The sequence below is a fragment of the Paraburkholderia sp. BR10937 genome, from assembly GCF_040965695.1.
Lineage (GTDB): Bacteria > Pseudomonadota > Gammaproteobacteria > Burkholderiales > Burkholderiaceae > Paraburkholderia.
Map to the genome: position 1 here is coordinate 146983 of NZ_JBFRCL010000004.1, position 25484 is coordinate 172466.

The following is a 25484-nucleotide window of genomic DNA, read 5'->3' on the forward strand; positions in this document are numbered from 1 at the left end:
AAGGTTTCCTTATGTCAGTATGGCGAAGCGGCACGTTGCGGCCTGACTTGCGGCCCCACTTTATGCTGCGGCGCCGTATGATTCGGAAAATGGGACTGGCGGATATTGAACCGAAGTACGACCTGAGGCCCGCATGGCTTCCACGCCCACGGTGATCTTCGGCGCGTTCGACCGGCACAACTTCGGCGACCTGCTAATCGCGCTAGTGGCGGCGCGCATGCTGCCACGCCGCGAACTGCTGTTCGCCGGGCTCGCCGCGCGCGATCCGCGTGGGGATGGCGGGCCAGCCACGGTCGCACTCGCGCGTATCGCCGCTGTCGCGCGCGGCCGCCCGGTGAACGTGATCCACGCAGGCGGCGAGTTGCTGACCTGCAATGCGTGGGAGGCCGCCGTGATGCTCGCACCGCCGCAGCGCGCGCCGGCGCTCATTGCCGCCGAGGATGCATGGCTGCGTAACGGGCGCGCGTGGGCGCACCGGCATGTCGGCGTGGCGTCGCTCGCGCCGTATGTGCTTTCGAAGTCCGCGTTGCCGGGCGTGCGCGTGCAGCATCTCTCGTTCAACGCGGTGGGCGGCGTCGAGCTCGATGCGCGCAATGCGCAGTTGGGCGCCGATGTGCTCGCCGCGCTGCAATCCGCGGACGTGGTGAGCGTGCGCGACCGTCGAACCCAGGCGCTGCTCGCGCAACGGGGCATCGCAGCCCGCCTGATACCGGACCCCGCCACGATGACGGCGGTCCTGTTCGGCACGGCAATACGCCGGCACGCCACGGCCCTCGCAATGCGCGACGTGCGGCAGGCGTTCCCGCGCGGTTATGCAGCCGTGCAATTCAGCGCTGACTTCGGCGACGATGCCACGCTCGATACGCTCGCCACCCAGCTCGAACTCGCGGCGCAGCGGCACGACCTGGGTATTGTGCTGTTTCGCGCGGGCGCCGCTCCCTGGCATGACGACCTCGCGGTGTACGAGCGGCTCGCGGCTCGACTGCGCGCGGCTCGCGTTCGCGTGTTTGCCTCGCTGAACGTCTGGGACATCTGTGCGCTGATTGCCGGAAGCCGCATCTATTGCGGCAGCAGCCTGCATGGTCGCATCGTTGCAATGGCGTACGCGCTGCCTCGCGTCAATATCAGTCATCCTGATCATTCTCTCGAGGCAAGCAAGCATGCGGCTTATGTGCGGACATGGGAAGCAGCGGGTCTCGCGGGCGTTGTGAATCCGGGCAATCTTGCCGATGCGGTTGCCAATGCACTGGCGACCGATTGCGAATCACTGCGCGAAACCGCATCCGCACTTGCACGGCGCTATCGGGTGGAATTCGAAACCGTGGTTGCCGAGAATCGGCCATAGGCCGTGCAAAAACCCTGTAAGACGGCGACGACACTGCTCTCAGTCAGACGTTTTTTGCACAACCATTCGCAAATTTTTCTCTTCCATACTGGTGTCGCTGATGTACGGTTACCTGCACGATCGCACCGGCAAGAGCAACAACGCGCAGCAGTTAGGCCTGCTGTTCGAGTACTCGCTGTCCAAAGCGACCGAACTCTATACCGCGGCCGGCTTTCTCCAGAACCGGAATCAGGCGCAATACACGCTCTCCGGCACCGCGTATTCGGGCTTGACGGTCGCTCCCGGCAGCGACACGCGCGGCATTGGGGTCGGCCTGGTACACAAGTTCTGAGAACGGCGGCGCAGCCACTACGCGCCTTTCATTGCGGCGCGCAAGAACGCAACAAAGCGCGCCGTCACCGGATCTTCGCGCATGGAAGGCCATGCGAGTCCCACGCGCCACTTCGCGTTCTTGCCATGAAGCGGCAGTACCGTAGCATCCCGCAGCAGGTGTCGTGCACGAGACGGAATGAACGCAATGCCCACTCCCGCGGCGACCGAAGTCAGGACCGACTGGATGTCCTCGGCCTGCTGCGTCACCTTCGGCACGAAGCGGTGCTCGATGCACCATCGGTCGATCTGTGCAGCGAGCCCCGGCCCGCGTGCACGCACTAGCGAGATGAAGCCGGTTTCATTGAGCGCGTCGAGATTCGCCGGAAGGCGTGTGTACCGAAGGTGCGGCGGCAATGCGAGTGCAAGTCCCTCGTCTACGACTTTGAACGACGAGAGACCATCCGCGGCGGGCAAGCGAAGGAAACCGGCATCCAGCTTGCCCGCCAGAAGACGGCGCGTTTGCTCGGCGGAAGAGAGGTCGCTCAGGGTGACGGTGACGGCGGGATGCTGCTCCCGAAAATCGGCGATGAGCTTCGGCACAATTGTCAGTACGGACAGGCAGATCCCGAGGCGCAGATGGCCGTGCCGGCCGCTGCTCGCTTCTCGCGCGCGCAACAGGATTTCATCGGCGTCGCGTACGAGCGCCTGTGCATCGGACAGGAACGTCTCGCCAAATGGCGTGAGCTGCGCGCCGTGCCGACCGCGTTCGAACAGCCTGCCACCGAGGCTCGCCTCCAATGCGCCGATCTGCTTGCTGAGTGCCGGCTGACTCATGTGCAGCGCATCCGCCGCGCGGCTGAAATGGCGCAGTTCGGTAACCGTCAGAAACGTCCTCAGTAATTTCAGTTCCATTCGGAAAAGTAATCGTACTGGTAAGAACATTCATTTTACTGATCGATTGGCGGGGAGTTCAATATGGACATGTCCTTCTCGAGAATCATCCGCAATGCCAATTCGAACCTTGCCGGCTAACGGCCCCCAGGCGGCCCCTGAATCCGAAGCCGACGGCAAAACGGCTGTCGACAGCGAATCCAATACGCCCCTGATCAGCAACTCCGATTCGCGCAAAGGGCGCAGTCGCCGTTCTCGCTTCGGCGACGTGACGCACGAGGCACCGCTTCGCGCGGCGACAGGTGCGATCGCCGTAAGCTTCGCTGTCGTCTCTCGCAGGCATTGGCCGCGCTGAGCCCGGTTGTGCCGGCGTTGCTCATCCCAACGGATCAGGGTTGGCGTTTACCGCGGCCACCAGCGGGTTTGCCAGCCGGCTTGCGTGAACCCGCAGCTGGCTTGGTGGCGGGTTTGCTGCGCGGCTTCTGCACACTGAATGGGCTACCGCTCGTGAAACTTGTGTCCTTACCCGCGGCAACAACGCGCTGCGCCGCAGGCTTGCGCTTGTTTTCGCCACTCTGCGGGAGCGGTTTTTTGCTGGGCACCTGCATGGCGCCCGGCGCAGCTTGCGGCACTTTGGGCTTCTTGGGCTTTTTGGGTTTCTTGATGAGCTGGCCAGTCGCGCTGGTTTGCGGCACGCGGTGTTCGGCTTCAAAACCCGGCTCTTCTTCACGGGGCAGCGTTTGCCGGATCAGCGCTTCAATCGCGGCCAGTTGCGGCGCTTCATCGGCACACACGAGCGACACCGCCACGCCGCTGGCGCCCGCGCGGCCGGTACGGCCAATACGGTGCACGTAGTCTTGCGCCACGATCGGCAGATCGACGTTGATCACCAGCGGCAGGTCGTCGATATCGAGCCCGCGTGCAGCCACATCGGTGGCCACCAGCATATTGACTTCGCCCGACTTGAAGCGCTCCAGCGCACGCAGGCGCGCGGGTTGCGGTTTATCGCCGTGGATGGTGTCCACCGCATAGCCCGCTTCGTCCAGCATGGCCGCCAGATAATCGACGCCACTGCGGGTTTTGACGAACACCAGCGCGTGCTCCCAGTTGTTCTCGGCCACGAGGTGCATGAAGAGGTCAGGCTTGTTCCTTTTATCCACCGGCACCACCCACTGCTTGATCTTGCTGGCCGTGGCATTGGGCGGGCTGACGCTGATATTGACCGGGCTGCGCAGAATGCCTGCCGCCATGGCGCGGATATCGTCGGTAAACGTGGCGGAGAACAGCAGGGTCTGGCGCTGAGCCGGCAACGCAGCAAAGACGGCGTTGAGTTCGCGCGCAAAGCCCAGATCCAGCATGCGGTCGGCTTCGTCCAGCACCAGCGTTTGTACCTGGTCAAACTGCACGGCGTTCTGGCGATTGAGATCCAGCAAACGGCCCGGCGTGGCAACGAGCACATCCACGCCTTTGCGCAGTTTCATCATCTGCGGGTTGATACTCACGCCGCCGTAGGCTGCCAGCAATCGCAAGTCGAGGCCTTTGCCGTAAGCGATAAAGCTTTGCAGCACTTGCTCAGCCAGTTCACGCGTGGGCACCAGCACCAGGACACGCGCGCGGTTGCTGGACACCGCCGGGCCGTGCTGCACCAGCCGTTGCAGCAGCGGCAGCGCAAAACCCGCCGTTTTGCCAGTGCCGGTCTGCGCCCCAGCCATGACGTCCTTGCCACTGAGCACGGCAGGAATCGCCTTGGCCTGCACCGGCGTAGGTGTCTGGTAATTGAGGTCTTGCACGTTACGCAGCAAGGGTTCGATCAGGCCAAGCGAGGCAAAAGACATTGGCGTATTCCGGGCTAAAACCGCAATTTTAGCGGTTACCGCGCAGATTCGATGGTCAAGAAGATCGCTGTGAACACCGCTGAATAACGTAGCGGTGCCGCGCGCCGCGCCGGCATCATCGCTGGACATGAAAGGTTCCGTATTGGTGTGTCATCGTACAGAACCGCTTCATGTGCTACTGTAGGTACCCAGAGCCAGCAGGACGTTTCAGTCGAACACCAGAAGGATCCTCATGGAATTCAAAAATGGCGCTGTACTAGAAGCTCTTCGACTTGCTTTGCATCGACAAATACCGTGGCACAAGCGACCGGCAATCTTCACGTTGCTTCGCGCGCAGGGTTTGATCCAGACCGTAGACCAGAAACCTCCCCCCAGCACGAAGTATCTCCCCACATTGCGGATCGCCGTCCTGACGGATAAAGGACAGAGCGAAATCCAGCGCATCGAAGCGTCAAAGCACGTTTCAGGATGGCTGGACGACGACTACTTCGCGACGTTCCTTGCCGAGGTTGTGCTCGCCTGACCACGCATCATCGCGTGTCTGCGATTTCGTAATCCCCGAATCGGGCCAGATCGTCTCGGGAGTGCCTCGCATGATAAAGGGCAGAATCCGACCACTATCCGCCCTTCAGTCGAACGTCGATCCGGCGGCAGCTTCGAGCGCAATGATCGGGGGGTACATCCGCCGCCCATGCAATACCTCGCGAGATGGCGCATGCAGATTGCGGCGCACGAACTTCTGACTGGTGGCAAGCCGCTCACCGCGGTTGCGGAACAGATCGGCTATGAATCGGAGGCCGCGTTCAACCGTGCGTTCAGACGTGAATTCGGCATGCCGCCCGCAGGCTGGCGCAAGAGCAAAGAAAAGACGAGCGGCGTGGCCGCATCAGCGCAGCACCTGGAACGTACGAGTGATGCTGTGGCATTGCCGGATCAGTGACGCATCTTTCGAAACGCAGTCCGGTCACGATAACTTCGTCTGGTTCGAAGTGTGCATCAATGAGTCAAGGTGAGCCGCGACTGCTGGCTGGGTGATCAGGTGGCGCTCGAAAGGCTCGTGCGCTTCAGCGATGAAGAACTCAAACACCAGGCGCTCTTTCGACGCATCGAAAGTATGATCGGCGAAACGCTGCCTCCCGGTTATCGCTTCGACGTCGATCCTGACGCGATTGCCGCCGTGGTTCTCGGCAAAAGACCTGGGCGGTGCAGGCGATGACGCTGCATATCGAACTCTTCACGCAGATTCACTACCGACAGAGCATTCATGCAGACGATCAGCTATCCGAACTGTTCAGGAATGTCTTTCTTTATCACTGGAAGGAAGAGAGTCAGCACGCGATTCTCGACGAACTCGAATGGAAACGGCACGACGCCACGCTGACGGAAGCGGCGCGACGATGCGCCTGGCTGGGCCAGACGCGCAGTCGCTTGGCGGTCGAAGGGTTTTCAATGGGTGGTCTGTGGTTGGGTTGAAATCGGCGCTCGTGGTCGAGTGAATGGCAACAGGGGGCGCCGCGCGGCGAGTCCTCTCGATGCATCGTGTCTACGGCGCGCCCTGCCGCAATTGCTGCGCGAGCAGGCCCGCGTGCGGAGTGAGGGCGGCGAAGTCGCGCGCACAGAGATAGAGCCGCCGCGTCGCCCAGGCCTCCGCCAGCGGCAGCACCACCACGTCGCTGCAGAGTTTCCCGGCGAGCCCAGCGGAAAGGATCGAAATGCCGATCCCGGCTTCGACGTGCATGGCCACATGTTCGATGTTGCGCAACTGAATGCGGTAGTCGAGCTGGCGTCCCAGGCGCGACGCACGTTCCGCGAGATGGGTTTCGAGCGCCGTGTCTGCCACGCCCACGATGGGCTCACAGAGGATATCGGCAAAGGCGACGTCCGCTTGCTGGGCGAAACGATGCGACTGGCCGACGACCACGACGAGCTGGTCACGGGCGATCAGATGCGTCTGCAGCGTGCCGAGGTCCGTTATGTCCGCAACGACGCCGAGATCTGCGCGCCTGTCCACGAGAGTCTGGACGATCTCCGCACTGGGCCGCTCGTCCAGGTCGATCGACAGGTCGCGATGCGCGGCCAGAAATCGGCAAAGCTGCGGCGGCAGGAACGCCGCCATGGCGGCGGTGTTGGATAGCAGCCTGATGCGGCCTTTCAAGCCCGTTGCGTAGGTTCGCAGTTCGCCACGCATCATTTCGACCTGGCCCAAAATCGAACGGGCATGGCGAACCAGCGCGTCGCCTGCAGCGGTCGTGCGCACGCCACGGCGGTTGCGCTCCAGTAACGGCGCACCCAATGCCGCCTCCATGCTGGCAATGCGTTCGCTCACCGAGGCGAGCGCCAGATGCATCGTGCGGGCACCTTGTGTCAGGCTCCCGCATTCCACCACGCTCAGGAACAGCCGCATATCCGTCAAGTCGAAGCGCATAGCATCAAGTGTCATCTCTTCGGAATTCCCGAAGTCTAGCACCGGAAATGCCAGATTGTGAGAACCCGGCGCGGCGACTAACATCGCTTCCATGAACTCGATAGCTTTAGTTTTTTCCGCTGGATTGGCAGCTGGCGCGATGAATGCGCTGGCAGGGGGCGGCTCGTTCGTCAGCTTGCCGGCGCTGATTGCCGCGGGCGTGCCTCCGGTTCAGGCGAACACTTCGAGCACGGTCGCGCTGTTCCCGGGTGGGCTGGCCAGCGCGTGGGCCTATCGCGACGGACTGCGCCCGGTGGGCAGCGTGTCGCTTCGCGCGCTGCTGGCGACGACGCTCTGCGGCGGCTTTGCCGGCGCGCTGCTGTTGCTGTGGACGTCATCGGCAGCGTTCACGTTCGTGCTGCCATGGCTGCTTCTGGTTGCTTCCATCGCGCTCGCGTTCGGGCGGCGCATTGGCGAGGCGTTGCGCGCACGCTGGCACATTCACGCGAACGCGGTACTGGCTGTGCAGTTCATGCTCGGCGTCTATGGCGGCTACTTTGGTGGCGCGGTCGGGATCATGATGATTGCGATATGGGGACTGCTCGACAACTCCGACATCAAGCATCTCAACGCGCCGCGCACGCTGCTGGTCAGTGCGGCGAATATGGTGGCGGTACTTGCGTTCATCGTGGCCAACGCAGTGCACTGGCCGGAGACGCTGGTCATGCTCGTGGGCGCAATCATCGGGGGATACAGTGGCGCCCGGATCGGGCGCCGGACGCCGCCGCGCGTCATCCGCGCCGTCACGCTGCTTGTCACCTCCTGCATCACGCTGGCGTTCTTCGTGAAAACCTACGCGCCCCTGCTGCTGCATCGCTAATGAGTGAGGACACCATGCTCTGCGCCTTGTTGGAAACGGTGGGAACACTGGCCATCCTGGCCAGTCTCGCGGCACAGTTCCGCAGGCCTCGGCAGTAACGCCCTGGGTATCGATTCGCCGCCGCTTTTCGAGAGCCTCCATCAAATGATGGAGGTCAAAACGATCACTCGCGCATACGATCGGAATAGACGACAACGATAACGCTTTAGCGCTGCAAAGACTGGCAAGGGGTCGAACCAGGGTTCGGATAAGCGGGCCGTTTGCAGCACGAGTCAGCCGGTGTCACTAACCCGGAGGTGGGCCATTATGAAGACGTTAGTCCACACAGTTTGCGCGGTCGCCGTCATGGCTGTGCCAGTTGCATCGCTGGCGCAGTCGGATGCGGGGCTGACGCGCGCGCAAGTGCAGGGCGAGATCGCCCAGCTTCAGCAAGCCGGCTTCAATCCGGCCAATGCGAATACCGTCGACTTTCCCTCCAACATGCCGGCCGCCGACGCTAGCGCCGCCGGCCAGGGTAGCGGCTACGGCCCTGCAATGAACGGCTCTTCGCAGATGGGCCATCCGGCCAGCCCGACTGGGATGAAGCCGGTATTCTTTGGCGGGTCGTAAGCGCTTTTCGTCTGACCAGGTCGGGCGATTGGGGAGCATGCCGTCTCTCCGCGGGACGGTGTGGAGCGTCGTGCTGTGCGCTTCGCGCCGTTCAGGAGCCCGAAGGGAACAGGCCAAACCTGCATGGAGTTGATGGCCAGCACCTTGTCGAAGGTGTTGTCTTCGAATGGCAACCGCTCCACTGAGCCGATTCGCAGACCGACCCGGCCGCGGGCGATTGCAGCGGCATTCCGGGCTGTGGCTTGCGCCAGCATTTCCTGTGATGGATCGATGCCGTCAACATGCCCCGAGGGTGCCGCTGCTGCGAGAAGCTGAATAGCCGCGCCAGGCCCAAAGCCGATTTCAAGCACGCGGTCGTGTTCCCGAATCCCGAGGAGGCCGATCGCCCAGGCCGCGCACGGCTGGTTCATCCTTGCCATGACTGTGCCGCCGAGCCGGCCGAGGATGCCTTCGGGTCGACCGAATGCTCGCATCAAAACACGCTCGAACGCACCCACGATCGCTTCTCCCATGATGCCTGTGAGAAGGCTATCAGCGCTTCCTGGGCCAGCTTCGCAGCCACTCGCCCGGTGCGGTCATGATCAGCGCGCGGGAGACCCCGGAAGCGGTTCGACCGGCTGAGGCTGCGCAGCGGGATCGACCACCGCACTCACGCGTGCACGCAACCCGATCACGCGGCCATCACCGGCAATAGGGCGCGCGCTTGCGATCATCGACGAGCCGGACTGATCGACGAATATCGGGTCTTCGCTCTGCGTGGTCCGCTGGATCGCGTGGCTGCGATACGGATCGAGTTGCATCAGCGCCACCATCAACGATTCCGGCAAGAAGACCTGGCCGACGTGCGAAACGTGCGTGCGCTGCGGTTGCGACGCGCTTGCCGTGCGGACCTTGAAATGAATGTGGTTGGTGCGCCCGGGATAGACGCCCGGCACGATGGTCTCGAACGTGACGGTGCCCGAGCGATCGGTGTGCTGAATGCCGCGCAGGAAAGTCTGGTGGTCGGTGGGCCGCAGCATGGGCCGCGTCATGGGCGGCGGACCAGGGGGCAAATCAGCGGGCGGGCGGCCAGGCGCCTTCGGATCGAAATCGGGCGGGGGCGGCAGTTCCATCTTCGTGTAGCCCGAATAGACGCCCATCGCATCGCATTGCCATATGTCGACCGCGGCGCCAACGAGCGGCGCACACGTTCTCGCGTCGGTGAGCGCGATATCGAGCGTCAACGGCAAGCCCGGCCTGCCCTCCCGGATGTCCCGGCGCACGAGGTCTCCGTCGATCCAGTAAGGGCCGACTTCCTGCTCAGGCGTGAGCCGACAAGGTGCGGCGTTCGCGAAGGCCGCAGGGCTCGTTTCGATGGACGCGACGGTCGTGCCGACCGCGATCGTCAGTTTGATGAATTCTCGTCGTGACAGGCGTGATGTCATTGTTGTGCTGCATTGCGCGTGATGGCGGGACTTTACCGGAGCCGGCGTGCATGTCGATTACATTTCTATTACGCCTTATTTCGCGCCAGCAGGGCGTACTTGCCCTGATTGCCCCAATTTGGCCGGCTATGCAGAAATGCGCATGGAAGCCGTCGTGAACGGTCAAGACGAAGCGATATTGGCTTCCTATAGTCGCTCTCAGCGTCTCGCCCCGGCGTCTTTCGTGCGGGGCGGTTCGATCGATTCCACGCCTATTCTGGAGGAGCCCAACCCGCAGTCGACGCGAACAAGAGAGTCGTGAACCGGCCGCCGACCGCGCAAAGCAGACAACGCGGGCGAGCCCGGCCGGTATGCACGCCACAGCAGTGAACCCATGCTTGCCGACAAAGGAAACAACATGCGTTTTGCGAAGACTCTTACCCCTATCGCAGTTGCCGTTGGAGCACTTCTCGCTGTTGCACCGCTCGCCTCGCGCGCGGATACCGTCGTTAAAATCGGTTTTGCCGCGCCGCTCACCGGACCGAACGCCAGTTACGGCAAAGACCTGGAAAACGGCGTCAAGATGGCCCTCGACGACGCCAAGGCGCAAGGCGTCAAGATCAACGGTCAGCCCGTCTCGTTCGAACTCGTCGCCGAAGACGATCAGGCCGACCCGCGCGTGGGCGTGCAGGTCGCACAAAAGCTCGTGGACGAAGGCGTTTCGGTCGTCGTCGGCCACTTCAACTCGGGCACGACCATTCCCGCTTCCGAGCTGTACGAAAAGGCGGGCCTGCCCGATATCGATCCGGCCGCCACGAACCCGGTCATCAGCGGCCGCGGCTTCAAGAACATCTTCATGGTGATCTCGAGCGACGCGCAAAACGCGGGCACCGCGGGTGCCTACGCGGTCACGACGACGAAGGCCAAACGCATCGCCGTCATCGACGACCGCACGGCCTTTGGCCAGGGCGAAGCCGACGAGTTCGTGAAGGCCGTCAAGGCGCACGGCGGCGAGATCGTCGACCGCGAGTACACGACGAACCAGGCGACGGACTTCAAGACGCAGCTCACGAACATCAAGAGCAAGAACCCCGATCTGATTTTCGTGGGCGCCCTCAACCCGCAGGCGGCCGGCATCATGAAACAGATGGCCCAGCTCGGCATCAAGGCGCAGTACGTGGGCGGCGGCGGCGTGAAGGATGTGGATTTCGTCAAGCTCGCAGGCGACGTGTCCGAAGGCGCCATGGCGTGGGAGTACGGGCGGCCGCTCGACAGCACGCCGGTCGGCGCGAAATTCGCCGATCGCTTCAAGCAGAAGTACGGCGTGGACGTGCTCTCTTATGCGCCGTTCGGCTACGACGCAGCGTGGGCCGCCATCAAGGCGATGCAGGCCGCCAATTCGACCAAGCCCGACGACTATCGCACGAAGATGCAAAGCATCGCCTTCGACGGCATTACCGGCCATATCGAGTACAACGCGAATGGCTCGCTCAAGAACGGTTCGTCCACGGTCTATCAGGTGAAGAACGGCCAGTGGGTGACGGTCAAGACGGTAAGCGGTCTCTGATCGCCCCGCCGACCTCGCCTCGTTCAGGCGAGGTCCGCGTGCAAGGCGAGGGATTGCACCGCCACCGGCAGCCGCATTCCTAGAAGCTATGCCGGATACCCGCCATGATCCCCAGTTGCCCCGCCCCCGGTGCGGGCGTCGTGCCGCCGCCGCCCTGGCTCACGGTGTAGGCCGCCTTCGCGCCGTTCCACAAATACGCGCCCTGCAGATACACGGCTGATCGCTTGGAAAGCTGATACGTGCTGCGCAGCGCCGCAATCGTGCCGCGCGTATCGTGGTCGCTATTGACGATGTGGTACACGCCGCCATCGACGATAAAGGCCGCCGTCACCGGATACTGCGCCGTGAGATAGAACTGGTCCGAATGCACGTTGGGCGTTTCAGCCGAAACCGTGTCGACGCGCCTGCCCAGCCAGCCGCCGCCGATGCGCAGCGCGCCGATATGGCCGTAGCCGTTGAGCTGGATGCGCACGTCGGTGTCGCCCGGGTTCGTCAGCGCGAAGGTCGGCGTGCCGTCGTAGAGGTTTGCCGCCGCGCCCGGGCCGCCGCGTTGTTCGTCATAGGCAGCGGCGACGCCGTAGCCATTGCGGTCGTAGCGCAGCATCGCCGACCATTCGCGGCAAGACTGCGAACTGCCCGGCACGGGCCCCGCGCAGGTGCCCTGGCCCGGCGAATTGCCGGTGCCGGCCGAATCGCGCCCGAACGACCACGTCGCGCCGAGCGTGAAGCCGCCGTAGCTGCCCTTGTAGACGACCGTGTTATCGCTGCGCGAGCTCGGCAGGTACTGGTCGAACGAGGCCGTACCGCCGTAAATGTCCGGTCCGAGCAGATCGGCGTCGGCGATCGCCCAGAACGTCATGGTGTACTGGCGCCCGAACGTCAGGTTGCCATAAGGGCTGCTCATGCCGACCCACGCCTGGCGCCCGAACAGCCGGCCGCCCTGGTTCAAGGTGCCGCCGCGCATGTTGAAGCCGCTCTCCAGCGCGAAAATCGTGGACCACCCGCCGCCCAGCCCCTCGCTCCCGCGCACACCCCAGCGCGAGGGCATTTCGCCGGTGATGCCGGGCATACGCACCACGCTGTCGCCCGCCGCATTCGCGTGCGAAACGTATTCGATGCCGGTATCGACGATGCCGTAGAGCGTGACGCTGCCCTGCGCGAACGCCGACGCGCTGAGGCCCGCGCACGCCAGCCCTGCTGCGATCCGAAGTTTCATGATCTCCGTGTTCTCCTGGTGGTCCGGTCTAGCGGGCTCGCCGCCAGCCGGACGTTGTTTTCGATTCGACGCGTGAAAAGGCGACACGCAGCCTTGTTACGCGCCGTTTTTTAGGACTCTTGATTGAACGAACTGGCCGACCGAACGCGATGGCGCGGGGTCCGCGCCATCGGCCGGTCTCAGGAATGGGTCAAATGTGCTGCTGTCCGGCGCGCTTCGGGATATGACGGCCCACCACGGCCAGCGCGATCAGCACCAGCGCCATGGCTGCGCCGAGCATCGTCAGATAGCCCGCCGCGCCGCCTGCGGTAATCACCACCGCGCCGGCAAACGCGCTCAGGATCGCGCCCACACGGCCGAACGCCAGCGCCGAGGCCGTGCCCGTCGCGCGCACGCCGGTTGGGTAAACGTAGGCACACAACGCGTACATGGTCGATTGCACCGCGTTGACGAACAGGCCATGCAGGCCGAGACCCGCAATCAGCAAGCCCGTGTGCTGGGTCGCGCCCACGCCGAGCATCACCCAGGCGCTCGCCGCGCCGCCCGCGCAGCACAGCAGCAGCGGCCCGCGCGAGCCGAAGCGCGCAATGGCGAGCGCGCACAGCAACGCGCCGATCACGCCGCCCAGGTTGTACGCGCTCAACCCGTAACCGGCGAGCGAGACGCTCAGGCCTTCGCTCGTCAGCATGGCGGGCAGCCAGCTGAATGCGCTGTACACGGCGAGCAGGCACATGAAGAATGCCCACCAGATCGCCAGGGTGTCGCGTGCGCGGCCGTCGCGAAAGAGCGCCGTGAAGCCCACGTGCTTTTCGGCGCTTTGCTCGCGCACGTCGGTGAACACCGCGTCCGGCGCAACCTCGCGCGCCATGCGGCCGAGCAGGCGCACGAGTTCGGGCCAGCGCCTGGGACGGCGTGCGAGAAAGCGCGGCGACTCGGGCAGCGCCACGAGCAGCACGAGCGCAAGCACGAGGGGCAACACGCCGCCTGCGAAAAAGAGCCCGCGCCAACCGTACACCGGCAGCACTTGCGCCGCGAAAATGCCCGCCAGCATGCCGCCGAGCGGTACGCACACGATGGTTGCCGTCACCGCGAAGGTGCGAAAGCGCGCGGGCGTGAATTCGGCCGTCATCGTCGTCGAACTCGGCAGCGCGCCGCCAATGCCGAAGCCGGCAATGAAGCGCAGCGCGGCGATGGCCGCCACGTTTGGCGCGAGACCGATCGCGCAGGTCGCCGTGCCGAACACGAGCACGCTGCCCACCACGGCCCAGCGGCGCCCGAAGCGATCCGCGAGCAGGCCGGCGAATGCGCTGCCGAAGCCCATGCCGATCAGCCCCGCCGCCACCACGGGCGCGAACGCATTGCGCGTGATGCCCCACTCCTTGATCAGCACCGGAATCGCGAAGCCGATCAACTGGCTGTCGAAGCCGTCGACGACGATCGACAAGGCCGCCAGCACCACGGCGAACTTCTGCAGCGTGGAATACGCGCCTTCGTCGAGCGTGCGGCCGATATCGACCGTGCCGCCGGCGATGGCGTCGCTTTCGCGCGGCGTCGCCCCCGAGGCGGGGGCGGGCGTGGCATAAGTCATGAATTGTCTCCTTTGCTGCGCTGTGAGCGCGCAGTCATTCGTTTGTCATAGTGGTGCGACATTGACTGCCTGGTTCATACGGAATCCTTTGCATCGACGAGACGAACGAGATGCAGCAGCGCTGCCGTATTCGGCACGGCAATCGCACGCGTGCGCGCGGCCTCGACGACCGCGCCGTTGATGGCTTCGATCTCGGTCTTGCGTCTCGCGAGCACGTCCTGAAGCATCGAAGGCCGATGCGCGCGGTGATGCGCGAGCGCATGCCGCACGTTGTCGGCCACATGCGCTTCGTTCACGGCCACGCCGTGCGCCTGCGCCACCGCCGCGACTTCCGCGACGATCTTGAGCGCGAGCGCTTCGCCGTCCGGCACGTTCGTGAGTTCGCCGACGGTGCAACCCGTCACCGCGCACAGGCTGTTGAGCGCCGCGTTGAACGCGACCTTCTCCCAGATCGCGGCCCAGACATCGGCGTCCGCTGTGCAGGCGAGGCCGGCGTCGTTGAGCGCCTGGACCGTGCGGGAAAGCATCGGCGAATGCGCGCCGTCCGCGCTCATCAGGCGGATCGCGCCCGCGCCGTGCGAACTCACACGGCCAGGGCCGTTCTTGTCGGCGGGCCAGGTCGTCACGCCGATCATCACGCGCGCCGGGTCCGCGAACCGCGCGAGACGCTCGGCGTTGCCGAGGCCGTTCTGCAGCGAGAGCAATGCGGTTTGCGGCCCGAGCACGGCGTGCGCCGCGCCGAGCGCCGCCTGCGTGTGCAGCGTCTTGGTGAAGACGATCAGCAGATCCGCTGCCGTGGTCGCCGCCTCCGGCCGCAACGCTTCGAGATTCGTGACGACGCGCTCGCCCGCATCGGTCGTGAGCCGCAGACCGGCTTCGTTGATCGCGTTCAGGTGAGCGTCATCGACGTCGAGCAGCGTGACGCGATGACCCGCAATCGCAAGCAGGCCGCCGAACAGCGAGCCCATCGCGCCCGCGCCGAGTATGGCGATATGCATGGCGCGCTCTTAGAACGGATAGTGGCGCGGCGCCGTCTGCAGCGTGATCCAGCGCAGTTCGGTGAATTCGGCAATGCCCGCCTTGCCGCCGAAGCGCCCGAAGCCGCTCTCCTTCACGCCGCCGAACGGCATCTGCGCTTCGTCGTGCACGGTCGGCCCATTGATGTGGCAGATGCCCGACTCAATGCGCTGCGCGACGCGCCACGCACGCGCCGTATCGCGGCTGAACACCGCCGACGAGAGCCCGTACGCGTTGTCGTTCGCGCAGGCAATCGCAGCGTCCTCGCCGCGCACGCGCACGATGCCCTTCACGGGGCCGAACGATTCGTCGTGATAGAGGCGCATGTCGGGCGTGACATGGTCGAGCAGCGTGGCGGGCATGAGCGTGGTTTCGACCTTGCCGCCGCATACGAGCGTCGCGCCTTTGGCGAGCGCGTCGTCGATCAGCGCGTTGCAGCGCGCAACAGTGCTCATGTCCACTACCGAGCCGAGCACGACCGGGCCCTTGCGCGGATCGCCGAGCGGCAGCGCGCGGGCGCGCTCGCCGAGACGCGCGACGAAAGCGTCGGCAATGCTTTCATCGACGATGATGCGCTCCGTCGACATGCAGATCTGCCCGGAGTTGGCGAACGCGCCGAACGCGGCCGCGTGCGCCGCCGCTTCGATATCGGCATCGTCGAGCACGACAAGCGGCGCCTTGCCGCCCAGTTCGAGCACCGACGGCTTCAGATGGCGCGCACAGGTTTCGGCGATGATGCGGCCCACGCGCGTGGAGCCCGTGAAGTTCACGCGGCGCACCTTCGGATGCGCGATCATGGCTTCGACCACGCGCGCCGCGTCGGCGGGCGCGTTCGTCACGAAGTTGACGGTGCCGCGCGGCAGGCCCGCCTCCTGCATCGCCGCGACGATGAGTCCGTGGGTGGCCGGGCAAATCTCCGAGCCCTTCAGCACGACGGTATTGCCGCACGCGAGCGGCAGCGCGATGGCGCGCACCGCGAGGATCACGGGCGCATTCCACGGCGCGAGGCCGAGCACGACGCCCGCCGGCTGGCGCACGCCCATGGCGAGGCTGCCGGGCACGTCGGAGGGAATCAGCTCGCCGCCGATCTGCGTGGTGAGCGCGGCGGCCTCGATCAGGCCCGCCGCCGCGAGATGCACGTTGAAGCCCGCCCAGATGCCCGACGCGCCGGTTTCCGCAGCCATCGCGGCGGCGAACGCTTCGGCCTTCGCTTCGAGCGCGTGCGCGGCCTTCGTGAGCAGCGCGCGGCGTTCGCTCGGGCCCATGGCCGACCACACCGGGAAGGCTGCCGCCGCCGCATCGACCGCCGCGACTGCATCTTCCACTGTGGCCGCGGGCGCGCGGCTCGCCACCGTGCCGTCGAGCGGATTGCGGCGCTCGAACGTCGCCCCGTTGCGTGCCTGCACCGCTTCGCCGTCGATCAGCATCGTTACGGTTTGCATGTCCTTTTTCCTCGCTTTACGTGAATTCGATGGGTTGCGCGCGCACCGTTCAGGCGACGAGCAGCTCGACCAGCTTCGGGCCCTGCCCGGCCAGCGCGCGGCCAAGCGTATCGCGTAACGGCCCGGCCTCGCTCACGCGCACGCCGGGGCAGCCCATGCCCGCGGCCAGCGTGACGAAATCGAGCCCCGGCAGGTCGGTGCCCTGCACCGGGTCGGTCGGCGCAAAACCGAACACCGGCGCGAAGTCCTGCAGCGCGGCGTAGCGCGTATTGTTCAGGATGACGAAGGTAATCGGCAGATCGAGCTGCACCGCGCTCCAGATCGCCTGGATCGAGTACATGCTGGAGCCGTCGCCGACCAGCGCGATCACGCGTTCGCCCGGCTTCGCGAGCGCCACGCCCACGGCGGCGGGCATGCCGTAGCCCAGGCCGCCGCTGTCCATCGTGAGGAAGGTGCCGGGGCGCTCGTAGGGCAGATACGCCTGCATCACCGGGCGCGAGCTGGGCGCTTCCTCGACGACGGTCGTGCCCGCGTCGCGCACTTCGGCGAGCGTTTGCAGCGCATAGGCAACCGACATGCGCACGCCCGGCTCAGCCGGCGGCGTGGCGCGCGGCGGCACGGCACGCGGCGCGGGCATCGCACGCTCCACGGCCGGCGCGGGCCGCTCCAGCAGATCCAGCACGCCCAGCCTCACATTGCCCACTGCGGCCATCCCCTCGGGTGTCCATGCGGCGGTGTTCGGATCGTCGATCAACTGGCACAGCGCGGCGCCCGGCGGCACGTGCGGCCCGTGGCCCTCCACGTGATAGGTGAAAGCCGGCGCGCCGATCGCGAACACGACATCGTGCCCGCCGAGCAGCTCGACGATGCGCTCGCGCATGGCGGGAAGAAAGCCCGCGAACAGCGGATGCTTTTCCGGAAAGCTGCAACGGCCCGTCATGGGGGCGACGAACACACGCGCACGATGGCGCTCCGCGAGCCGCACCACGTCGTCGGCCGCGCCCGCGCGATCCACCGCGCCGCCCACCACGAAGACGGGGCGCGCGCACGCGTCGAGCGCTGCGCCGATGGTCGCCAGCATCGCGGGCTCGGCGCGCGTGGTGTGCGCGAGCGCGCGCTCGGGCACGCGTTCGGCCGGCTGGTCCCAGTCGTCCACGGGAATCGACACGAACACCGGGCCGCGCGGCTCCTGCATGGCGATCGCATAAGCGCGCGCAATCGCGAGCGGCACGTCCTGCGCGCGCGCCGGCTCGATGCTCCACTTCACATAGGGCTTCGGCAGCTCGGTGGCCTGGGTGGCCGCGAGAAATGGGTCGAAGGGCAGGATCGAACGCGCCTGCTGGCCCGCCGTGACGACGAGCGGCGTGCGGTTGCGAAACGCCGTGAAGATGTTGCCCATGGCGTTTCCGACGCCCGCCGCCGAGTGCAGGTTCACGAGCGCGGCGTTGCCGGTGGCCTGCGCGTAGCCGTCGGCCATGCCGACCACGACCGCTTCCTGGAGGCCGAGCACGTAGCGGAAGTCGGCGGGAAAGTCGCGGAACATGGGCAGCTCGGTCGAGCCGGGGTTCGCGAAGACCGAGGTCATGCCGACGCGGCGCGCGAAGTCGATGACCGCGTCGCGTACGGTAAAGACGCCGCCGGGCGCCGTGGTGCCCTGCTTCCGTTGGTTCCGCTGGTTCTGCTGAGGCGCGCTGCCAGTCATCCAAGGCCTCCTGTCGAAAAAAGCGCGTCGTTCAATGGAGGATCATTATCGCGACGCTACGGGTAACCGAAAATTGCGGATTTCGCCAAAAGCCATTACCTTTGGGCATGACTTACAACCTCCAGCAACTGCAGGCGTTCGCGACCATCGTGTCCGCGGGCAGTCTCGGGCGGGCGGCCGAAACGCTGCACGTGACCCAGCCCGCGCTCTCGCGCGCGATCCGCCGTCTCGAGGAGCAAGTGGGCGCGCCGCTGTTCGAGCGCCATTCGCGCGGCATGCACCTCACCGCCGTGGGCGAGGCGCTCCTGCCGCACGCCATCCTGCTGCAGCGCGAAGCCGAGCAGGCGCGCGAGGAAATCGACGCCATGCGCGGCCTCGCGCGCGGCACGATCCGCGTGGGGGCGGTGGGCAGCATCGCGAGCCTCGTGCTGCCGCTCGCCGTGAGCGGCGTGCTGCGGCGCTGGCCGGGGCTGCGCGTCGAGATTCTCGAAGGCGTGTGGGACCGGCTCGCCGATGCGCTCGTCAAACGCGAGATCGACCTCGCGCTCAGCATGGCCGTGCCCGATACCGACGAAATCGCAGCGATCGGCGATTGCCGCTGGGAGGATTCCAGCTACGTCGTGGCGGCGCACGATCATCCGTTGCGCGCGAAGTCCGACCTCACGCTCGCGGACACCCTGAACGAGCAATGGGCGATACCGCCGCGCGGCACGGCGCCGTTCGAGCACATGGAGCAGGTCTTCGCGGCGCACGGGCTGGGCCTGCCGAACGTGGTGGTGCAAACGCGCTCGATCACGGCGCTCAAGAGCCTCGTGGCGCGCTCGGGGTTCCTGAGCTGGATGGCATCGACGATGTACCTCACGGAAAGCAAGGCGGGGGTGTTCGATACGCTGGACATGCCGGGAGTCGAGGGCCGGCGTACGCTCACCGCGTTTCGCCGGCGCCATGGCATTCTGCCGAGCCCGGCGGTGAAGCTGCTGGAGCAGTTGCGCACGTTGACGGCGGTGCCGCACTAACGGCGTTCGTCATTCGTCGCGCAGGAGACGCCCCGCGTTCGCAATCACCACGAACGTGCCGACGTTGTGCAGCACTGCGCTCGCCACGGCGCTCAACACGCCTAGCGCCGCCAGCGTGATGACGGCCGCCGTCCACGCGAGCCCGATCGCCGCATTCGCCGTCGCGATCCGCCGGCAGCGCCGCCCGAGGCGCACGCTGTCCGGCACGCGGCGCAGGTCGTCGGCGAGCAGCACGATATCGGCGGCCGCCACGGCGATATCGATGCCGCGCTCGCCCATCGCCACGCTGGTCGCGCCGGCCTTGATCGCCAGCACGTCGTTCAGACCGTCGCCGACCACCATCGGGCGGCGCCCCGCGCCGATCTCGCCCAGCACGTAGTCGAGCTTGTCGTGCGGCAGCGCATGCGCCACCACGGTGTCGATGCCCACTTCGGCGGCCACGCGGCGCGCCACGCGCTCGCGGTCGCCCGTGAGCAGCGTCGCACGCTCGATGCCGAGCGCACGCATTGCGTCCAACGCTTCGCGCGCTTCCGGGCGCACCGTGTCGGCGAAACCGAACCATGCGAGCAGGCGGCCATTCAGCGCGATGCCTGCGCATGGGCCGTCCAGCTGCGCGGGCGCGGGCGGCAGCACGCTCACGTATCGTTCGAGCAGGTCATGGCGGCCCAGCACGGCCTCGCCTTCCGGCATCGTCGCGAGCACGCCGAGGCCGCGCATCTCGCGCGCGTGCGAGAGCGGCCCGGTATGCGGCGTTCCCGACGCGCCGTAGCGCAGCAGCGCGCGACACACGGGATGCGCGCTGACCCGGGCGAGCTGCGCGGCCAGCGCCAGCGTGCCGGCTTCGTCCGCGCCCGGCTGCAGCACCACCGTCGTCACACGCAACTCGCCGTGCGTGAGCGTACCGGTCTTGTCGATCACGAGCGTATCGATTTCGGCCAGCGCGTCGATAAAGGTCGCGTTCCTGAACAGGATTCCGCGCCGCGCGCCCGCCGCGATCCCGGCGATCGCGGTGGAAGGCGCCGCCAGCACGAGCGCGCACGGGCACGCGGCGACGATCACCGCCAGCATGGCCGAAGCGTTCGCGCTCACGAACCAGACGATCGCCGCGATCAGCAGCACGAGCGCGAGGTAGGCGTCCATATAGCGTTCGAGCGCCTGCGTGATGGGGGGCTTCGCGGCTTCGGCGCGCTGCATCAGCTCGACGACCTTGCCCAGCGTCGAGGCTTTGCCGACGTGCGTGATCTCCACGCGCAGCGGCCCGTCCAGATTCATCGCGCCGCCGAAGACGCGCGCGCCCTCGCCCGCGTCCTGCGGCAACGATTCGCCCGTGATCGCCCCGTTGTCGATGGCCGAGCGGCCGTGCAGCACGATGCCGTCCGCGGGCACGCGCGAGCCTGGCAGCACATCGACGACGTCGCCGGGACGCAGCGCGTCATAGGGCACGGTCTCGATCGCGCCCGCGGCGCTCACGCGCCGCACGTCGCCGGCAGTGAGGCGGCCCAGCGCGCGGATCGCTTCCTGCGAGCCGAGCACGCTGCGCTCTTCGAGCGCGTGGCCGAAGGTCATCACGATGGGCAGGAGCGCCGCCGTCGTCATGTCGCCTACGGCCCAGGCGCCGAGCATGGCGAGCGCGATGAGGCGGTCGGTCACGCCGTGCAGACTCGGCGTCCTGAGGCTGCGCCACGCGCCCGCGAACACGGGCGGCGCGACCACGAGCGAGGCCGCCGCCGCCAGCACTTGCGCAAGCGTGGCGCTGCCGCGCGCCAGATGCGGCCACACGAGCGAGAGCAGCAGCAACGCGCCCGCGAACAACGCAAGCAACGTGTGGCGCGTGATGGCGCGGCGCTCTGCGTCCGACATGACGAGCGTGGCGACGGATGGCCCTGCGTGAGCTTCGCGCGCGTGGCCGTGTGCGTGCGTGGATCTGGCTTCCTGCGCGGCGCCGGGTGCGCGATGACTCGTCGGCGTTTCGTATGGCGTCGTCATGGCGCGCGCCCCGGCAGCACGAGGCTCGATGCGTCGTTGGGGTCGAGCGTCGTCACGCGCGCGGCGTGCGCGAGCACCGCCTGCACACGGTCGCGATACGCGCGCGCGAGCAGCCCCGGATCGTGGTTCGCGCCGAGCGCCGCTTCGAGCTGCGCGATCGTCGAGGTTTCCGACTGCGCGGTCGCCACGCGTTCCGCCGCGCTGGCTTGCGCGTCCTGCACGATGCGGTCGGCGCTTTGCTGCGCGTGCTGCCGCGTCTTTTCCGCGAGCGTGCGCGCCTGCGCGACATCGCGCTCGGCGTTCTGCAGCGAGGTCAGCACGGCATTGAACGCATCGACAGCCGAAGCCGGAAACGACGCTTGCAGATCCATGCGCGAGACCTCGATGCCGAGCCCCGCATGCGCGGCAGTCAGCGTGTCGAGCTGACGCTGGACCGCGCGCGCGAGATCGCCGCGCAATTGCTCACGGCGCGCGGCCATCTGCTGATCGGCGGCCACCATCTCCGGGCGCGCAACGAGGATCGAATCGAGGTCGCGTTGCGCGGCGGTTTGCGCAACCGCAGCCGAAACGATGCGCTCGAGCGCGGCGTCGAGATGCTCCAGCTGCAACGCATACGCGTAAGGGTCGCTCACGCGGTAGAACAGCGTCGCGCTCACCTGCACGACGCCGTTGTCGCCCGTGAGCACGTAGCCGGACCCCGCGAGCGCGTCGCTGGCATCGCTCAGTTGCGCGGGCGCACCGGCATCGCGCGTAAGCGAGACGATGCGCTTCTCGAGCACACGCTCGCTGCCCGGCACGAGCAGCACCGTTTCGAACGGCCGCGGTAACGCGACGAGCAGCCCCGCGCCCTGGCTGCGCACGTAGGCGCCAAAGCGCATCACGACGGCGCTGCTGTCGGCGGGGATGCGGCGCACGTTCGACGTGGCCCACGCGAGCGCCGCGAGCACGGCCAGCGCCGCCACGAACCAGAACGACAGACGCACCGCCTGTGCGCCGGGCCCGAGCGCCGGGACGTTGTCGCTCGTGCTCATGGCGTGTGTCCACGTGCGTGCGTAGTGGTTGCGGGCGCAACGACCGTGCCCGACGGCGCCGCGGCCGTACCGAGCCCCGGCGGCCCCTGCACCAGCGCGCGGAACGGCGCGGCGTCGGTGCGCAGGATCAGGTTCGTGTTGCTATTGACGACCGTGCCGAGCGTGTCGAGCGAGCGCAGCATCGTATAGAGCTGCGGATCGGCGGCGTAGCTCTTGCCGTAGATCGCCGCTGCATCCTTGCGCGATTGCGCTTCGATATCGGCGGCTTTCACGTTGGCGTCGGCGATCAGCACGCGCGCGTCGCGATCGGCGTCCGAGCGGATCTGCGCCGCTTCGCGCAAACCTTCCGCCGTGCGCTGCGCGGCCACGGTCTCGCGCTCGGCGCGCATGCGATCGACGGTCGCGGCCAGCGTCACGGCGGGCAGCGTGAGACGCTCGAGACCCACCTGCACGACGTGCACGCCATAGGCCGCATACACCTGCGCATCGACCTGGCGGCGCAGCGCCTCTTCGAATGCGCCGATGCGGACCTGCGACGGATCGGTATTCACGAGCGAGGCAAGATCGAAACCGGCAGACGTGGTCTGCAAGGCCGAGCCGACCAGCGAGCGAATCTGGCGCGCGGCTTCGTCGGGTTCGTTGCGCACCGCGCGCACGAAGCGGCCGATGTCGTTCGCGTTGGCAGGCACGCGCCAGGCCACATAGGCCTGCACGATGATGCGCAAACCATCGCGCGTGCCGACGTCCTGCAGGCCGCTCGAAGTCGTGTGCAGGCGCAGGTCCACCGGCACCGCGGCCTCGATGGGCGCGGGCAGGCGCCACGCGAGGCCGGGCCGCAGCAGCACGCGCACGGGGTCGCCAAAGCGCGTGACCACGGTGGCCTCGCCCTCGCGCACCTGTACGACGCTCGCCACGATGAGCGCAACGATCACGCAGAACAGCGCGAACACCACGCGCAACGCAAAACGCCGCGGATTCACGGGCGCCGATCCAGCTGAGCCAATGGAGCCGCCTGCGCCGTGGTCATGATGATGATGGGAATGCGCATCGCCGTGCGTATGCAAAAGACTCACGTTCGAATCACCTTGCTCTGTCTATGGGGTAACGGGTCACCACGCCTTCTTCATGCCTGCCGCCGTGGCCGGGCTCGATGTGCGCAGGTCGATCGTCGCGCGGCTGCCGCTCGCGAGCCGGTCGTCGATCACGGTCACGCTCGCGTTTTTTAGCCCTTTCTGCAGGCTGTGCAAGTAATACTCGAAGCCGAATGCCGGACCGCCGACCTGCTGAGCGATCACATCGGCGTCGAAGCCGATCTGCTGGGCGCGCGCGGCGGCAAGCGTGTCCGCCGCGTTCGCGCTGCCCTGTGCGACGGTCTCGATCGCCTGCTGCTGCGCTTGCCCGAGCGCCGCCGCCGCAAAGCCGTGCGCCTGTACGACACTGGCCTGCGCGCGAATTTGCGCGGCCTGCACGCCGTGATACGCGGCGGCCGCGCCCGCGGGCGGATGCACGCTCTCGATCACGACGGCCACGACCTCGATGCCGCTCGCAAGCCGGTCCAGCTCGTGCTGCACGGCGCCGCGCAACGCGCCGGCCATGGCCGTCTGCGGCGTGTCGAGCAGCGACGGCAGCGTGCGCGACGCGAGGTAGCGCACGACCTCGCGGTTCGCGATCGAGCGCACCGTGGCGTCCATATCGACCGCGCGATAGAGCGACGCGCGCGCCGCCGCGTCCGTGAGGCCGACGCGATAGTCGAGCCGCACGTCCGCGCTCACGATCTGGAACGCCTGCTGCGCGCCGCTCGTGCCCGCGATCACCTGAGTCGTCTCCCAGGGATGCGTCACATCCCACAGGCGATTCAATTGCGCGGGTGTGTCGCCGTCGGCGGAAACGGCAGGCGCGGCGCGGCTGCTGTCGTTCGCGCTGCCCGAGACGATCAGTTGATGGACCGCGCCGTTGTCGATCACGCGCGCGCGGCCGAAGGGCCAGGGCAAGCCCACATGCAGGCCCGGCTGCCACACGGCGACAGGTGCGCCGAAGCGCTCGTACACAGCGCGCTGATCGGGGCCGAGGATCGTCACGCCGCCGAGTAGCCACCCCGCCGCCGCCATGGCCACCAGCGCGCCTGGCAGGAGGCGAACGAAGCTCTGGAGCGCCCAGTTCTGCCGCAGATCGATGCCATAGCGCATACGCAATTGGGCATTGAGTGCGGCGACCGGACGTGCCTGCACGCTCAGCACGCCCGCGATGCTGCTATGCAGGATGCGGTGCTCGTCGGGCTTGGCCGACGCTGCGAGCAGCGCACGCAGGCCGAGTTCGACGGCAATCACGCCGGAAAGCAGGGCGACGATGCGCACGAGCCACGTAAGCGACTCGCCCGCATAAGCCAGCGCTGCAACCGATGCGGCCATACTCAACGCAGCGACGAGCACCACGCGCAACAACCCTGCGAGCGCGGCGGATTCGCGCGATTGTGCGGCGCGCTGTGCATGAAAGCGCTCGGTCACGAGCGCAGCAAACGCGATGACGAGTGCAGCGGCTCCCGCGACGAGAAACAGCGCCGATTCACGTCGCGAAACCGTTGGCGCAAACGCGGGAGTCGTCCACGCAGAGATGGCGAACGCCAGCGAAACGAGTGCGGCGAGCGGCGCGATCCACCCTTGCCACGGGAGCGACCGCAGCAGGCCGCGCATGTCGGCGGCCTCCGAATTGCGCTGGAACGCGAGGCGCAAGAGGCGCAGCGAGGTCTTCGAGAGCGGTTCGCCGGCTGGCGCGCGCGCAGCCAACAGCCGCGCGCCGAAGACCACGATGAAGAGATTGAGGCACGCGCTCGACATCACGGCGCATAGGCGCGCATCGAACGGCACAGCGGAAGCGAAAGCCAGCGCGCCGAACACGCAAGCCAACCCCAACGCGGACCAGCCAAGCCTCGTCTGGCCCGCACGACCGCCGAGCCAGCCATTGCCTTCGCGGTGGTCGCGCGATACGCGATGCATCATCAGCAATCCTTACATGCTAATTACATGAAACAGGCCCGCGCGTGGCGACCACCGATCGCGCGATGCTCAAATTCGCGCGCCCAATGTAGCGCGCTCAAAACCGAAACTCAATATAACTGGGCTCGTGCATCCGTGCCCCACTATTTAGCCGATTCGGAGCACAATACCTTCAGTCAATTTAGTCTGCTTTCCGGACGCGAGCGGCCCCTCACGCTGTCACGCCACGATCACAATTCTCGAGCTG

21 protein-coding genes and 2 pseudogenes are annotated in these 25484 nt (G+C 66.5%); 9 read left to right on the forward strand and 14 right to left on the reverse strand.

The annotated features are described in order from the left end of the window. The first annotated feature begins 133 nt into the window (after window positions 1-133). Both AB4Y44_RS05330 and AB4Y44_RS05335 read left to right on the forward strand, forming a co-directional pair. Complete coding sequence (locus AB4Y44_RS05330; protein WP_368698895.1) at window positions 134-1345, forward strand: polysaccharide pyruvyl transferase family protein; 1212 nt, start codon at window positions 134-136, stop codon at window positions 1343-1345. A 100-nt stretch (window positions 1346-1445) separates the two neighbouring features. Continuing rightward, window positions 1446-1676: a hypothetical protein gene (locus AB4Y44_RS05335; protein WP_342919765.1), complete on the forward strand. Its 231-nt coding sequence runs from the start codon at window positions 1446-1448 to the stop codon at window positions 1674-1676. Between the two features lie 17 nt (window positions 1677-1693). Here the strand turns inward: AB4Y44_RS05335 and AB4Y44_RS05340 are convergent, their stop codons facing one another. Continuing rightward, entirely contained in the window at window positions 1694-2569 is an 876-nt protein-coding gene (locus tag AB4Y44_RS05340) for a LysR substrate-binding domain-containing protein (RefSeq protein WP_342919764.1), read from the reverse strand. Between the two features lie 368 nt (window positions 2570-2937). Then, window positions 2938-4383, reverse strand: coding sequence for a DEAD/DEAH box helicase (locus AB4Y44_RS05345; protein ID WP_342919904.1), 1446 nt, complete (start codon window positions 4381-4383; stop codon window positions 2938-2940). 232 nt (window positions 4384-4615) lie between these two features. Between AB4Y44_RS05345 and AB4Y44_RS05350 the strand changes: the two genes are divergently transcribed. From AB4Y44_RS05350 to AB4Y44_RS05360, 3 genes and pseudogenes are all read left to right on the forward strand, one after another. Next, window positions 4616-4906 carry a hypothetical protein gene (locus tag AB4Y44_RS05350; RefSeq protein WP_342919763.1) on the forward strand — a complete coding sequence of 97 codons (291 nt, stop codon included), beginning with the start codon at window positions 4616-4618 and terminating at the stop codon, window positions 4904-4906. 162 nt (window positions 4907-5068) lie between these two features. Beyond that, window positions 5069-5323: pseudogene (locus AB4Y44_RS05355) on the forward strand (helix-turn-helix domain-containing protein); the annotation flags it as partial. 57 nt (window positions 5324-5380) lie between these two features. After that, window positions 5381-5766, forward strand: a pseudogene (locus AB4Y44_RS05360) (hypothetical protein); the annotation flags it as partial. 160 nt (window positions 5767-5926) lie between these two features. Here AB4Y44_RS05360 and AB4Y44_RS05365 read toward each other — a convergent pair. After that, window positions 5927-6808 (reverse strand): LysR family transcriptional regulator, encoded by an 882-nt coding sequence (locus AB4Y44_RS05365; protein ID WP_368698943.1) that lies wholly within the window; start codon window positions 6806-6808, stop codon window positions 5927-5929. A 91-nt stretch (window positions 6809-6899) separates the two neighbouring features. On the opposite strand from AB4Y44_RS05365, the gene AB4Y44_RS05370 reads away from it, so the two are divergent. Further along, the gene (locus tag AB4Y44_RS05370; protein WP_342919762.1) at window positions 6900-7667 is read left to right on the forward strand and encodes a sulfite exporter TauE/SafE family protein; all 768 of its coding nucleotides are present in this window, start codon (window positions 6900-6902) and stop codon (window positions 7665-7667) included. Window positions 7668-7973: 306 nt separating this feature from the next. Then, a complete protein-coding gene (locus tag AB4Y44_RS05375; protein ID WP_342919761.1) occupies window positions 7974-8276 on the forward strand; it encodes a DUF4148 domain-containing protein in 303 nt (100 codons plus the stop codon). On the opposite strand, the gene AB4Y44_RS05380 is transcribed toward AB4Y44_RS05375, so the two are convergent. Together AB4Y44_RS05380 and AB4Y44_RS05385 are read right to left on the reverse strand one after the other, a co-directional pair. After that, window positions 8189-8788 carry a class I SAM-dependent methyltransferase gene (locus AB4Y44_RS05380; protein ID WP_368698896.1) on the reverse strand — a complete coding sequence of 200 codons (600 nt, stop codon included), beginning with the start codon at window positions 8786-8788 and terminating at the stop codon, window positions 8189-8191. The genes AB4Y44_RS05375 and AB4Y44_RS05380 overlap by 88 nt on opposite strands. Before the next feature lie 69 nt (window positions 8789-8857). Further along, window positions 8858-9700, reverse strand: coding sequence for an intradiol ring-cleavage dioxygenase (locus AB4Y44_RS05385; protein ID WP_368698897.1), 843 nt, complete (start codon window positions 9698-9700; stop codon window positions 8858-8860). Between the two features lie 397 nt (window positions 9701-10097). Here AB4Y44_RS05385 and AB4Y44_RS05390 point away from each other — a divergent pair, with 397 nt between their 5' ends. Next, window positions 10098-11246, forward strand: a complete 1149-nt coding sequence (locus AB4Y44_RS05390; RefSeq protein ID WP_368687362.1) for a branched-chain amino acid ABC transporter substrate-binding protein — start codon at window positions 10098-10100, stop codon at window positions 11244-11246. A gap of 79 nt (window positions 11247-11325) precedes the next feature. Here AB4Y44_RS05390 and AB4Y44_RS05395 read toward each other — a convergent pair whose 3' ends face one another. From AB4Y44_RS05395 to mdlC, 5 genes are all read right to left on the reverse strand, one after another. Then, a complete protein-coding gene (locus AB4Y44_RS05395) occupies window positions 11326-12462 on the reverse strand; it encodes a porin (protein ID WP_368698898.1) in 1137 nt (378 codons plus the stop codon). 190 nt (window positions 12463-12652) lie between these two features. Next, the gene (locus tag AB4Y44_RS05400) at window positions 12653-14050 is read right to left on the reverse strand and encodes an MFS transporter (RefSeq protein ID WP_368698899.1); all 1398 of its coding nucleotides are present in this window, start codon (window positions 14048-14050) and stop codon (window positions 12653-12655) included. Between the two features lie 74 nt (window positions 14051-14124). After that, complete coding sequence (locus AB4Y44_RS05405; protein ID WP_368698900.1) at window positions 14125-15048, reverse strand: ketopantoate reductase family protein; 924 nt, start codon at window positions 15046-15048, stop codon at window positions 14125-14127. Window positions 15049-15057: 9 nt separating this feature from the next. Then, complete coding sequence (locus tag AB4Y44_RS05410; RefSeq protein ID WP_342919754.1) at window positions 15058-16509, reverse strand: aldehyde dehydrogenase; 1452 nt, start codon at window positions 16507-16509, stop codon at window positions 15058-15060. A 49-nt stretch (window positions 16510-16558) separates the two neighbouring features. After that, entirely contained in the window at window positions 16559-18211 is a 1653-nt protein-coding gene (gene mdlC, locus AB4Y44_RS05415) for a benzoylformate decarboxylase (protein ID WP_368698901.1), read from the reverse strand. 107 nt (window positions 18212-18318) lie between these two features. On the opposite strand from mdlC, the gene AB4Y44_RS05420 reads away from it, so the two are divergent. After that, a complete protein-coding gene (locus tag AB4Y44_RS05420) occupies window positions 18319-19227 on the forward strand; it encodes a LysR family transcriptional regulator (protein WP_342919752.1) in 909 nt (302 codons plus the stop codon). Between the two features lie 9 nt (window positions 19228-19236). Here AB4Y44_RS05420 and AB4Y44_RS05425 read toward each other — a convergent pair whose 3' ends face one another. From AB4Y44_RS05425 to AB4Y44_RS05440, 4 genes are read right to left on the reverse strand one after another with little or no spacing between them, the layout of a single operon-like run. Continuing rightward, window positions 19237-21213, reverse strand: coding sequence for a heavy metal translocating P-type ATPase (locus AB4Y44_RS05425; protein WP_368698902.1), 1977 nt, complete (start codon window positions 21211-21213; stop codon window positions 19237-19239). Next, complete coding sequence (locus AB4Y44_RS05430; RefSeq protein ID WP_342919750.1) at window positions 21210-22244, reverse strand: protease modulator HflK; 1035 nt, start codon at window positions 22242-22244, stop codon at window positions 21210-21212. The genes AB4Y44_RS05425 and AB4Y44_RS05430 overlap by 4 nt, the downstream gene beginning before the upstream one ends. Further along, window positions 22241-23317 (reverse strand): protease modulator HflC, encoded by a 1077-nt coding sequence (hflC, locus tag AB4Y44_RS05435; protein WP_368698903.1) that lies wholly within the window; start codon window positions 23315-23317, stop codon window positions 22241-22243. The genes AB4Y44_RS05430 and hflC overlap by 4 nt, the downstream gene beginning before the upstream one ends. Before the next feature lie 36 nt (window positions 23318-23353). Beyond that, entirely contained in the window at window positions 23354-25240 is a 1887-nt protein-coding gene (locus AB4Y44_RS05440) for an SPFH domain-containing protein (protein ID WP_368698904.1), read from the reverse strand. Between the last annotated feature and the right edge of the window lie 244 nt (window positions 25241-25484).